Source organism: Pseudomonas sp. Eth.TT006, from assembly GCF_054456575.1.
The window spans coordinates 87,861-99,605 of record NZ_JBTJEN010000016.1 but is presented as its reverse complement, the minus strand read 5'-3'; the positions used below and the strand labels follow the sequence as shown (position 1 = coordinate 99,605).

The window sequence follows — 11,745 nt, the reverse complement described above, 5'->3', positions numbered from 1 at the left end:
GGCTCTATTCCGCCGTTGAGACTGGGAATCCCCGAAAAAACTCAGTATCCTGCGCCCCACATTCGCGCATCACCCGCTCCCGCGGCCCAGATGACGCCCGACGCGGCAGACCAACGTCTGACCAAGTCCCACAGCCGGACGCAGATCCGGGTGTACGTTTTGAAGGCTGGCAAGGCTTACCAAAAATAAGCCAAGCCAGTCCCCGAGAAGCCGGCCACAAGCCGGCTTTTTAATGCCTGAAAGAAAGCCAAGCCGACGGTCTGAAACCTGAATTCCTGCTTGTCGCCTGCATCCCTCATTGCTACCGTAACGACAAACGTCATTACAGGTATCAACTCATGGCATCCATCAACATCCGCATCGATGACGAGCTGAAACAACGCTCCTTCGCTGAGTTGGAAAAGCTCGGTGTCACGCCCTCGGAGCTACTGCGGCAAACGCTTCAATACGTTGCAGAGCGAGGCAAGCTTCCTTTCAAGACCGCACTCGTCAGCGAAGAAGATGAAGCTCTCATCGCCGTAGTTAGCGAACGTCTCGCCGCACCCCAACGAGTCAAGGTAAGTCTGGATGACCTATAACCTTGAATTTGATCGTCGTGCTTTGAAGGAGTGGAACAAACTGGGCGATACGATTCGCCAACAATTTAAAAAGAAGCTCGTAGAGGTATTGGAAAATCCTCGAATAGAGGCCAATCGACTTCGCGAGCTGCCGGATTGCTACAAAGTGAAGCTGAAAAGTGCCGGCTATCGCTTGATCTATCAAGTGCTTGATCAAGAGATCGTGGTGTTCGTTGTCGCTATCGGCAAACGAGAGCGAGAGGCTGCTTATGAGGCGGCACAGGACCGGTTATTGCCCAACCCTGAATCGCTTTAAATTGGCAGCAGCCTGCTGCCCAATCTGCACTCACGGATAGGTCAACGGCAAAGCAGTACGGGTGCCCAAAGCTAACCGAAATCCAAAGTCAGCCAAGCTGTAAGCCCAAGACTGACTCCAAAAGGAAGTTGAAATTTGATCCCCCGCATTCCGAGTCCACTCCTGAAATCCGCCACCGCAACAACGTTATGCCTCTGCCTGTCTGCATGCGTCGGTGTAGGCATCTCCCTCCCAGAAAAAGTCACAGTGAAAACTGACGCCTACAAAGCGCAGAGCGACCCTTCAATCACTCCACAAATCACCAGAACAGAACAATCAACACCCACCCGTGAATGGTGTGGGATCACTGTCTGGGCGCTGATTATCCCGGTGCCGCTGAAGCTGCCGGTCTGCCATTCGTACTCCGAGCAGTCCTTCGGCCGTGACGAATTCGGGAGAGAGACCGTTCTACTCAACACGAAACAAACCGTGCCATCCCCGCTCTACGCCTGTGGCCCACTCATGGTACTGGGGCCGATCGTCCACGGTTACGAAGGCAATGCACTGTGCGGTGTTTTTCCTAACTGATCGGATGACTCACGGATAACTAAACGCCTTAACCAACGTCAACTCCCCCACCGCCCGCATCGGCACCACAAACGTCTCCATCTTCTCGCTCGGCGTGCCCTCTTCGGTAATCACCGTCACCTGCGCCGTGGTCAGTGGCTGCACCGCCTCTTCGCCACCCTCGTCACCCCCGCGATACCCGCCACCGAAATAATTCACATACACCAGATACTGGCCTTTGATCGGCGCCGGCATGGCGAAGATTTCCGGGCCGTAGCCGGTGGTGACGTCGACGTCGAGAGCTGCGCCGTTGGGGGCGACGCGGTCGCCGTACCAGATGTGGGCGCCGTCGGGGGTGATCAGGTGCAGGTCGAGGTCGGTGCCGTCGCTGTCCCAGGACAGCAGCACGCGCAGTTTGGCCGGGGTGGCGCCGCCGCTGGCGTTGAGGAATTGGGTGCGGTGGCGTTGCTGGCCGTCGGGGCTGCGTACTTCGACGCTGTTGCTGCCGTTGGGGAAGGAGAACGGGCGGTCGAAGCGGCCGCTGTCGTCGATTTTCAGCGGCATGCTGACGCCGTTGACGATCAGGCGGCCCGGTTCTTTGCTTTTGGGTGTGGCCTTGATTTCGCCGCTGATGCGTGCGGTGTTGGCTTGGCCGACCGGGGTGTTGACCGAGGAGGCCGGGTAGTTGACGGTCTGGCGGAAGTTTTCGCCTTCGCCCTCGGCCGCGCCAGTGCGCCAGCCGCCGACCGGGGTGTCGAGTTTGACGCTGTCGGCGGCGATTGCCATCGGCAATGCATTGAGCGCGCAGAGCAACAGTAAGACCTGTGGATAACGGAGTGTCATGGTCTATTCCAGCAAGAGGTGACGGGCGAGCCCTTCGATGTAGGTTTCATCCTGGCCATTGGGATGTGCTTCAAAGGCCAGGTGCAGGTATTCGTGAGTCAGGTCGAGGCGGTCCTGCAAGGTCAGCACGCCGCGCACGTAGATGCGCTGGCGTTCGCGGTCGACAAACGGGCGGCCGAACGCAAGTTTGCACACGGCGAAGGTGCTGACTTCGTTGTAGCCGGTTTCGCTCTCCAGCGTCGGACGCCAGCCGCGACGCTGTTTTTGCAGCCAGTCTTGCGCGGCGGGCAGCGCTTCGCAGGACGCCACCGGATTGTCCCAACGGCTGAGGCTGGCGCGCGGATAGGCGTGCAGCAGAATCGCGTCGTAGCGCTGGCCGGCGTTCGCTTGTTCGACGGCTTGTTGCCACGCCAGTTTGTCCGGACCGGGTTGATCGGAGTGATAGGTGACGGTGCTGCCGGCCAGGACCAGATCCGCTGTCCATGCGGCGATGTTGCGCGACTCGGCCGAGGCCGGCCGTGGAGCGACGCGTTGGCGGTTGCTGCTGTCGTCGATGCTCAGGCAATCGCCGTTGCGCGTGGCGTTTTGCAGCAGGTAGGTGCGGATGGCCACGGCCAGTGCCTTGGCCGCTTCGGCAGGTTCCGGCTTGGCTTCGCGCTCCAGCACGCGGGCGACGTACTCTTCGCGATCCAGTCTGGCGACCAGCTTGCCGTTGAGCAGAAACAGTTCGCCGGCACTGTGGATATCCAGCGCATTGCCGTTGGCGAACTCGACGCGGTAATCGCCCAGCAACGGACCAGACGTCACCACCCGCTCACCCGCCAGCACTCGCGAAACCGGATAACGCGAGAACAGTCCGACTTCAACACAACGTCCCGCCTCCGCCGGCCACGTCGCAGGCAACGCCGTCGACAAGGCCTGGCCGTAGTGGCGCAGAACCATCTGACTGGTACCCCGCCCACCGGCCCAGACCGGCGAACCGTCCGCCGTCCAACCGGCAAAACCGCCTTGGCGCGACTGCGGATCCTGATCGCCGAGCCAGCTCCAGGTCTTCACCCGCAAGCGCCCGCCCAGCTCACCGACGAGATTGCCATCCGCCGCATTCAGCACCACGTCGAGCAACACCCGACGCATTTGCTCCTGCGCCGGCAGCAACGACAACACCTTCAGCAAGTCCGCCACGGAAACCCGGGTCGCCGGTTGAACCGATGGCAAATCCAGCAACCACGCCGGCGCCTGCCGCGCCTGCCAATAGGCGCGCCACTCGGCAGCGGCGATGCCCAGCCGCGCCGGCTCGAAGTACAAGCCGCAGGATTTCACCAACGCCTGATCGCGCTCGATCTTGCCGCCCGCCGAGCAGCAATAAACCTCTTCCTTGGACTGCCCGCGACATTCATACGCCGGCTCGCGCGCAGCGGTATCCACCAGCCACGCGTAGACGAACACTTTCCACAGGCTGCCCAGCGGCGTATCCAGCGTCGGCGGCAACGGCTCGCGGGCGAGCAGTTGCGTGTGATTCAGCGCCAGCAACTCGCCCTTGTACGCCAGCCGCAGTGGTTCATCCTGCGCGGTCGCCAGCGCAGGAAGCACACACATCAGCAGCCACAGCAGCGGCCGGTTCATGTCAGTTGACCGTGACCTGACCGAGGGCGGCTTTCGCTTCCTGGGCCTGATGCTGTGGCGCGTAGACTTGAGTGAAACGCACCGGCGGCAGGTTGAACTGGCCTTTCTGCGAGAAGCGCACCAGATGCCGCAGGCGCAGTTCGCCGCTCAGCGCATCCACCGGCACCGCGTAGGCCAGTTGTCCCGGCTCGAAACGCGCCTTCTCCAGCGCGGTCGGCTCGGTGCCGTCCTTGCCCTGCAACTTGATGCCCCAGGTGGTGCGCTCGACATCGGCGCCCGGTGGCAGCGGCACTTCGAGCATGCCGTAGCGCAGCGGTTTCGGCGCCTTGCTGGTGAGGATCACTTCGTCCAGGTACAGGCTGTCGCTGGACAGCGGCTTGGTACCGACCGGCTCGAGTTTGAAGGTGAACGCTTCGTCGCCCGGCACCAGTCGCGACAGGCGACGGGTAATGCTCACGGCCATTGGATCGACCGCCGGTTGTTGGGTCTGGAAGCTCAGCGCCGCGCGCAGCGGACGCTCCTGCGTGCCGGATACCGACAGCACGCTCGGCACCGGCGTCGCGCCCTGCCAGGTCCAGAACATTTCGCCGGTGGCGCCGTAGTTCTTCTTCCAGCCTTCACCCGGCATCAGTGCGATGGTCGGCGAGGCCTGGGCGATGCTGCGTTGCAACCAGCTCAGCGCCAGGGCGCGTTCAAGGGTCGATTGCTGTGGCAGCAGACGTTGCAGCAGCGCCGTCGCCCGCGCCTGATCGAATGGCTGCAGCGACAGGTTCAGCGCCTCGGCAAACGGCTGTGAACTGACCGCCAGCCGCTGTTGCGCCGCGCCCACTTGACGATTGAACGCTTCCGGCAAGGTGACTTTCGCCTGAGTCGCCAGCGATGCGGTCAAGACCCGCGCCGCCGCCAGACCGAGCGCCGAATCCGGATCGCTCATCACCAGACTGTCTTCGCCGCCGTCCATCAGGGTTTCGGCGTTGCCTTCACCGGCCTTGGCCAGATCGTCCATCAGACCGCTGAGCAAGGTGTTCACCGGCAGGTGCATATGCTTGGCGAACGACAGAATCAGCGCCCGCTGCAGCAGCGGCGTGTTCGGCGCCTGTTTGGCGTAGACCTCCAGCACACGCTGCCAGTGTTCCGGCGGCAAGGTCAGCTCCAGCACCTGACTGGCGTTCCAGTCGGCGTAGTAGGCGTAAGCGGTGAGGAACGCATCCGGCTCACCGTCGAAGCCCCACCAAGTGAAGCTCGCCGATGGCCCGGCCATCTGCACCAGACGCAGACGGCTGTTCTGCATGATCAAACGCAGGCGATCGCGGATCTGCGGGCTCGACGCCAGCGACGGATAAGCGATGCTCAGCGGCAGCAAGCGGCTGGCGGTCTGCTCGACGCCGCCGTACGGGTAGCTCAGCAAGTCGTCGAGGGCCGAACGGAACAGCGCTTGCGGGCTGTCATCCAGACGCAGGCGAATGTCGGTGGCGTCCGCCGGCAGGCTCAACGGGGTGTCGCCGCTGGCGACATCGAGGCTCTGGGTTTGCGTGACTTGCCAGCCCTCACCGGTGGCGCTCAGGCGTACCGCGAGGGAATCAGCGGTTTTGCCGTCCTGCACCAGTTCGGCGGTCCACTCACCCGAGGCCAGGGCGAACGCTGGCAGCGGCACATAGTTGATGCCGTTGTTCAGGGTCACCGGCAGGCGTTGTTCGGCGTCGGCGTAGTGAGTGACCAATTCGGCTTTCACCGGTTTTTCGGCCTGACTGAAGGCGAACACACCGAGCTGCGGCTGATCGCCCTTGCGGAATTTGCTCGGCCCGCTCCACTTCAGGTACAGCGGTTTTTCCGAACGCACAAACTGCTTCTTTTGCCCGACCTGACCGTCATCGGCGATGGCCCGCGCGGTGATGCGCCAGCGGGTCAGCGAGTCCGGCATCTTGAAGGTGAAACGGGTCTTGCCGTCGGTACCGGTGAGCAGTTCCGGCTGCCAGGCGGCGGTGTCGACGTCTTCACGACGCGGACGCTCCAGCACCTTCACCCCGCGCTCGCTGCGGTTGGCCTTGCCCGGCGCGCCGGGGCTGCCCGGCAGCGCCACGTCATAACTGATAAACGACAGGCTGGCGCTGGTGCGCACGTTGTTGCGCCGTGGGTGGTAAAAGAACTGGTCGATGCTCGGCGCCACTTCCGGCTGCAGCGCGTAGACCATTTCATCGACCACGCTGACGGTCAGGTGCGCCGGTACCGCTTTGCCGGCGAACTGGGTAGTCAGGTCGACGGTGACGGTATCGCCCGGTTGATACACCGGTTTGTCGGTGCTGATCGCCACGTCGATTTGCGGCGCGACAACCTTGATCCCGGCGTTCTGGAAGCTGTACTGACCACCCTTGGTGTACAGCACGGAGAAGGTCAGGTTCGGCGCGAAGTTGTCCTTCACCGGGATGCGCGCGCGGTATTGGGTGTCGCTGAGTTTTTCCAGTTTCAGCCAGTCGCCGCCCTTGCCCAGCAGCGCGGTGGCTTCAACCTTGTCGCGCTCCAGCGACAGCAGGGCATCGCTGACCGGCTCGGGGAAGGTGATCAGCGCCAGCGCTTCATCGCCAGCCTTGTACTCAGGCTTGTCGAGGACGATTTCCACGGTGCCCGGCACGGCTTTGACGCCTTCGCCGGTGACCGAATGACCGGTGGCGCCGAGGACGCGACCGTGCTGATCTTTGAGCGTCAGGTTGTAAGTTCCCGGACGCTCGAAGGCGATGCTGAAGCCCTTGTCCGTCGCCGCGAGCTTGCCTTCGCCGGTGCTCTGATCTTCCAGACGCACCCAGCTGTAGCTGCTCGGGGTGATGGCCTTGCTCTGCTCGCTGCCACTCTCGTTGGCGTAGCTGAACGCGACCTTGTCCTTGACCGCGCTGAAGCGTTGCGGTGCGCTCAGGCGGTAGCTCGCGGCGCCACGGTCGATAAGGATTTCCTTGGTGGTCTTGACCCGATACGCCGCGCCGTCGCTGGCAAACACGGTGAGCATGTAGCGGCTCGGTTTGTCGGCGGCCGGCAGATCGAGGGTCGCATTGCCCTTGCTGTCAGTGGTCAGTTCGGTGCTGGTCAGCTCAACCGGGAATTGCCCGAGGTATTGCAGCTCGTTGTCGACCATCGACAGTTGCTGGGCACGCAGGCTCAGGCTCAGCTTGGCGTTGGCCACCGGTTTGCCGTCCGGGTAGAGCAGCACCAGGCTGCCTTTGACCGGCTCGCCCGTGCGGTAATCCTGCTTGGCCAGGTTCAGCGAAATCTCGAAGTGCGGTTTGATGTACTCGGCGACGCGGAATGCGCTGCTGTAAGCCTGATCCTTGTAGTTGAAACGGATTTCGTAACCACCGGCCACGGCGTTGTCCGGCAACTGGAAGCGGCCCTGCGTGCCGGCCTTGGAATCAAGTTTCAGGTCGAGGTGTTGCAGCTCGGTGCCAGTGGCGTCGAGCACGCTGACGGTGACGTCCGCCGCGCCTGGCAACACCGAATCCCGCGCGTTCTTGAATTCGCGACCGACGATCTTCAGCGACACCCAATCCCCCGGGCGATACAGCGGCCGGTCGGTGAACGCATACAGTTTGGTGTCGTAGATTTCGCTGTCGTAATAGAAGTTCTCGGAGACGAACACCCCGCCCTCTTCGTCCTCGCCGATGACGAACGAACGCTCGGGGCTGACGTGTTTCAGGCGCAGCAGACCGTCGGCGTCGGTGGCGCCGCTGCTCATCACGCCGAGGCCGTCGGTCCACAGCACATTGACCTTCGGCACCGAACTGCCCTCGTGTTTGCGCGCGGCCCAGACCAGCAATTCATCACCGGCAATCTTGCTCACCGCCACGGTGTTGGAGACGAAGACCATGGTGGTCGCGCGGTACTTGCCGATCAGCGCTTCAACCAGGTACAGCCCCGGTTTCAGGTTGCCTAACGGGATGTAGACGTTGCCCGGTGCGACGCTGACGAACTCGCTGGAAGAGCCGGCCAGATTGACCCCGGCCGGTGGCTGGATCGGTTTGGCCTGCCATAGCGGATAGCGGAACTGGCTGACCACCGGCAGACCCGGGATCAGCGCAAATTGCGGCGGCGCGTCATACGGAGTCGGCGCGGCGATGGCGGTGCCCATCTTCAGTTCCGGCACTTCCTCGGTGACCTGTTTGCGCGACTCATAGGAGAACGCGCGCTGCATCACTCGCCGCGATTTGCGGTACCAGTTGTCCCACAGATACGCGAGGGTGTTGGACAGGCCTTCGCCCTTGAACTGACCGTCGCTGACCACGCGGTGCAGGTTCTTCTGGCGCTTGAGGAAGTCCAGCGGCTTGTCGATGCGGTACACGCGGATGTCGGCGCCGCCATAGGGTTCCATGCGGAAACGCCGGTAATCGCGACCCGGTGCTTCGAGCCGGACCATCGCCTGCTCGTCCGCCGCGAAACTGCTGTCGGCCAGCAGGAAAAAGCTTTCACCGGAGACCGGCGTGTAGCCGCTCGGCTCCACCGAATCTTCAGCGTTGACGGTCGCCAGTGGCAGCAACAGCGCCAGCAGCAGGGGAATTCGAGCGCAGAGTCGCAACATGCGGGCACCGGTCATTGGGAGAGAAAGTTCAGTCGATAGACGCCGATGAAGTTGGGGTTGGCTGCGTCGGGTATCCATCGGGTGTCCTTCCATGTCATGAGTTGCTGCAGGCTTGCCGAACGCATGCCATTGTCAGTGGGGGTGGTCGTGCCGGTGTGATAGGCGATGTAGCGGCCCATCCAGATCATCAGGTGCTGGTCGTCGCCCTGATCGAAAAACATCAGGTCGCCGGGGCGTGCCTGGGACACGTCGCGGCCAACCAGATGGCTGTTGAACTGAATCAGTTTGATCGCGTTGACATACGGCCCGACCTTGCCGCCGCCCTGCTGCCATTGCTGGGCGAGCTTGCGCTGCGCATCGCTGAGCGTCAGCTCCGGCGGCAGGTAACGATTGGACAGGCCATTGCTGCGCAGCCACTTGTCGTCGTGGACTTTCAGCGCTTCATTGGCAGCGAAACGCACCAGCCCGGCACAGTCCTGCTGGTACCAGCGCGGGCTCGGCCCTTGGCTCAACTGCTCCTGAGCGATGCGCACGAACCAGGCGCGGAACACCTGGGACTGCACCGGATCGAGCGTCGGCGCTGTCTCGGGAACCGCTTCGATGGCTCGCGCGCCCGCACTGAGCAACAGCGCGAACAGGCCGAGGCAGCGGATCAGTGCGCTCACAGCGCTTTCCATTCCAGCGGCAGCCACTGCCAGTGGCCGTCAGGCTCGCTGCCCTCGGGCAGGGTCACGGCGTATTTGCCGTAACCGCCGAGGGTGCGCAGTTTCGGGATCAGGTAGGTTTGCGCGGCGTTGTAGAACACCGGCTCCATGTCCTGCGGCAGGCTGTCGAGGGTTTCCTGCTGCATCAGTTGCGCCATCGAATCCGGGCCGAAGTAGATCGGCATCAGCACATCTTTCGGCAGCACGTCGGCCATCGGCGGGAAGCGTTTGTCGAGGGTGCCGAGGGCCTTGTCGACCAGTTTGTCGTCGAGGGAAAACAGCAGCGTCGAACCGTGTCGCGCGAGACTGACTTTCATGAACGCGCGGCCGCTGATGGCGTCCGGGTTCTCGGCAGTCTTGGCCGCGTACGGGCCGAAGTTGGAGCTGACCTGACGCTGCCAGACATGGCTCTGGCCTTGCTGCTTTTCGACCACCGGGAACGCGTGTTCGTCGACATTCGACTCATAGGCGCCAACCATTGAGCCGAACAAGGTACCCAGATCGCCATCAAGCTTGCTGCTGTCCTCGTCCTTCAGGCTGGCGACCAGCAACGGCGTGTACAGCCGCGAATCGGCGTACCAGCACAGGCCTGCGGCACCGGCGACGTGTTCGGTGAGTTTCTGCGCCACGGCTTCGTCGGCGCCGAGTTTCACCAGCAACGGTTTCTGCGGTTCGGCCGCCACCGGCAAGGTCACACAGGCACTGGCGCCCAGCGGCATGGCTTGCCACACCGGTTTGAAGTCGAAGTCCGGCTGGTTATCCAGTTCATCCATGGCGAGGAAGCTGTGCCAGCCCTTGTCGTCCATGTCGAAGCGCAGCCCGGCGAAGTTCGGGATGAAGCGCTGGTAGCCCATGGCGAGCACGCTGGAATTGACCGACAGACGCTGTTTGATCTCCGGCGCCTTGGCCTGCAGCCCAAAGGCCTCGGGGAACAATTTGTCGCCGTTGAGCAGCGCCGCCAGCGCTTGCGGCGAGACATGCCCGGATTCTTCGGACTCGCCGTTGGCCGGGTCGTAGTACTTGTTCGGGTTGGACAGCACCACCAGTTTGTCGCCGCGCGAAGCGAACAGCAGCGATTTGCTGGCGTTGTAGCTGAGCTGGTACAGCGGCACCTCGTCGCTGCCAACCTTGAGGCTGCCGAACACGCTGAGCTGCGCATCGTCCAGCGCGACTTTCGCCAGCGGTTCGAGCAGTTTTGCCAGCCCGCCACGATCCATCACCAGCAGGAAATCCTTGAGCCGGCCATCCGCACCGCGCCACAGCGCAACGTCGGCCGGTTGATCGAAAAGCTGCTCGATCAGGCTGTCCTGCAGCTTCAGGTCGTGCTCGTAAATGATCCGCCGCAGGCTGCCGATCAGGCCCAGACGGTCAGCGTGGGTTTCGTAATAGAAGACGAAATCCTCGGTCAGCGTGGCCTTGAGGAACGGCACCGTCAGCAAGTCCTTGGGCAACTGGCTCAGGGAGCGGGTTTCCAGCAGCGCGTCCGGACGGCTCAGGCCGAGTTTGTCACTGGCCAGGGCCGCTGCCGGCACCTTGGGCTTGTGCAGCAGCCAGCCGAGACCACCGGCGACACCGGCCACCAGGGCCAGGCCGATCAGCAGCGCCGGCCAGCGCCGGGAAGGTTGGCCGGCAGGTGTCGGGACGGTCGGAGAAGCAGCGTTATCACTCATATTCACAAAACCCGAAATTCATCCGTGGTGCGGGATGCTTAATAGTTGAAAGTCTTGACCAGCAGCAGATCACCGATCGCCCGCAGGGGCACGATGAATGTTTCGCGTTTTTCGTCGACCGTGTTTTCGTTGAGCACCAGCGTGATTTGCGAGGTGATGACCTCGTTCTGATTGCTGGCCTCCTCGAAGTTATAGCCGCCGTCGCCGAAGTTGCCCCAATAGTTGACGTAAACCAGATAAGTGCCATGCAGCGGCGCGGTCATGGTGAACATTTCCGGGCCGGGGCCATCGACGCCATCCGGGTCCAGCCCGCCGCCATTGGTCAGCGCCGTGTGGGCGAAAAACGCATGCTGGCCGTCCGGCGTAATAATGTGCAGGTCGAGCTCGGCCTTGGGATCGTCCCAGCCGAGCACCACGCGAATCTTCGCCGGGGTACGCAGATTGTTCGCTTCATAAAACTGCACACGCTTGAGCGACTGGCCCTCGGCACTGCGCACTTCGACACTGTTGGAGCCGGCGCCGAACGCATATGGCCGGGCAAATCGTCCGTCATCGTCGGTATACAGATTCAAGGGATTGCCGTTGACCGCCAAGGTGTGCGGCCCGCGCTGATTGCCGATGGCCTTGAGCTGGCCCTCGATCATCGTGCGATTGCGCTGGATACCACGATCGATCGGCGGCGTCGGATAGGCGACCTGCGGATTTTCACTGCGATCGAGCAGGCCGTGATAACGCCAGCCGCCCGACGGTTCGGCCAGCTCCGCGCTCGGCGCCGCCAGCAGCGCAGACGCGCTCGCCAGGCCGATCAGCAGCAAAAGAAATGACCGCATGTAATGCCTCCTGCCATGCCTGAACGAAACCTTGCACCCGATCCTCGGTACTTCGCAGCGGCGGTCACTGCGTTTCGTCTGAATGACCCTGACCA

General features: G+C 62.6%; 9 protein-coding genes. 3 read left to right on the top strand and 6 right to left on the bottom strand.

The features are described 5' to 3' along the window. Positions 1 to 338: 338 nt before the first annotated feature. The 3 genes from ACXR0M_RS22810 (at position 339) to ACXR0M_RS22800 (ending at position 1,440) form a co-directional block, all read left to right on the top strand. Positions 339 to 578 (top strand): type II toxin-antitoxin system RelB/DinJ family antitoxin, encoded by a 240-nt coding sequence (locus ACXR0M_RS22810; protein WP_458833938.1) that lies wholly within the window; start codon positions 339 to 341, stop codon positions 576 to 578. Continuing rightward, positions 568 to 873, top strand: a complete 306-nt coding sequence (locus tag ACXR0M_RS22805) for a type II toxin-antitoxin system RelE family toxin (protein ID WP_458833937.1) — start codon at positions 568 to 570, stop codon at positions 871 to 873. Before ACXR0M_RS22810 ends, ACXR0M_RS22805 begins: the two co-directional genes overlap by 11 nt. A gap of 246 nt (positions 874 to 1,119) precedes the next feature. Continuing rightward, positions 1,120 to 1,440: a hypothetical protein gene (locus tag ACXR0M_RS22800; protein ID WP_458833936.1), complete on the top strand. Its 321-nt coding sequence runs from the start codon at positions 1,120 to 1,122 to the stop codon at positions 1,438 to 1,440. A 9-nt stretch (positions 1,441 to 1,449) separates the two neighbouring features. On the opposite strand, the gene ACXR0M_RS22795 is transcribed toward ACXR0M_RS22800, so the two are convergent. Genes ACXR0M_RS22795 through ACXR0M_RS22770 form a run of 6 tightly spaced genes read right to left on the bottom strand, consistent with a single transcriptional unit; the run spans position 1,450 to position 11,650 of the window. Next, positions 1,450 to 2,262: a YfaP family protein gene (locus tag ACXR0M_RS22795; protein ID WP_458833935.1), complete on the bottom strand. Its 813-nt coding sequence runs from the start codon at positions 2,260 to 2,262 to the stop codon at positions 1,450 to 1,452. Between the two features lie 3 nt (positions 2,263 to 2,265). Next, positions 2,266 to 3,885 carry a DUF2300 domain-containing protein gene (locus ACXR0M_RS22790; protein ID WP_458833934.1) on the bottom strand — a complete coding sequence of 540 codons (1,620 nt, stop codon included), beginning with the start codon at positions 3,883 to 3,885 and terminating at the stop codon, positions 2,266 to 2,268. A 1-nt stretch (position 3,886) separates the two neighbouring features. Next, positions 3,887 to 8,461, bottom strand: a complete 4,575-nt coding sequence (locus ACXR0M_RS22785) for an alpha-2-macroglobulin family protein (protein WP_458833933.1) — start codon at positions 8,459 to 8,461, stop codon at positions 3,887 to 3,889. Further along, positions 8,458 to 9,123: a DUF1175 domain-containing protein gene (locus ACXR0M_RS22780; protein WP_458833932.1), complete on the bottom strand. Its 666-nt coding sequence runs from the start codon at positions 9,121 to 9,123 to the stop codon at positions 8,458 to 8,460. The genes ACXR0M_RS22785 and ACXR0M_RS22780 overlap by 4 nt, the downstream gene beginning before the upstream one ends. Continuing rightward, a complete protein-coding gene (locus tag ACXR0M_RS22775; RefSeq protein ID WP_458833931.1) occupies positions 9,108 to 10,820 on the bottom strand; it encodes a DUF2138 domain-containing protein in 1,713 nt (570 codons plus the stop codon). The genes ACXR0M_RS22780 and ACXR0M_RS22775 overlap by 16 nt, the downstream gene beginning before the upstream one ends. A gap of 38 nt (positions 10,821 to 10,858) precedes the next feature. Continuing rightward, positions 10,859 to 11,650, bottom strand: a complete 792-nt coding sequence (locus ACXR0M_RS22770) for a YfaP family protein (RefSeq protein WP_458833930.1) — start codon at positions 11,648 to 11,650, stop codon at positions 10,859 to 10,861. Positions 11,651 to 11,745: the final 95 nt, after the last annotated feature.

Excerpts from the sequence above, each read along its gene's own strand:
- ACXR0M_RS22805 (WP_458833937.1), top strand. The coding sequence starts at position 568 with ATGACCTATAACCTTGAATTTGATCGTCGTGCTTTGAAGGAGTGGAAC.
- ACXR0M_RS22810 (WP_458833938.1), top strand. The coding sequence starts at position 339 with ATGGCATCCATCAACATCCGCATCGATGACGAGCTGAAACAACGCTCC.
- ACXR0M_RS22785 (WP_458833933.1), bottom strand. The coding sequence starts at position 8,461 with ATGACCGGTGCCCGCATGTTGCGACTCTGCGCTCGAATTCCCCTGCTG.
- ACXR0M_RS22795 (WP_458833935.1), bottom strand. The coding sequence starts at position 2,262 with ATGACACTCCGTTATCCACAGGTCTTACTGTTGCTCTGCGCGCTCAAT.
- ACXR0M_RS22775 (WP_458833931.1), bottom strand. The coding sequence starts at position 10,820 with ATGAGTGATAACGCTGCTTCTCCGACCGTCCCGACACCTGCCGGCCAA.
- ACXR0M_RS22790 (WP_458833934.1), bottom strand. The coding sequence starts at position 3,885 with ATGAACCGGCCGCTGCTGTGGCTGCTGATGTGTGTGCTTCCTGCGCTG.
- ACXR0M_RS22770 (WP_458833930.1), bottom strand. The coding sequence starts at position 11,650 with ATGCGGTCATTTCTTTTGCTGCTGATCGGCCTGGCGAGCGCGTCTGCG.
- ACXR0M_RS22780 (WP_458833932.1), bottom strand. The coding sequence starts at position 9,123 with ATGGAAAGCGCTGTGAGCGCACTGATCCGCTGCCTCGGCCTGTTCGCG.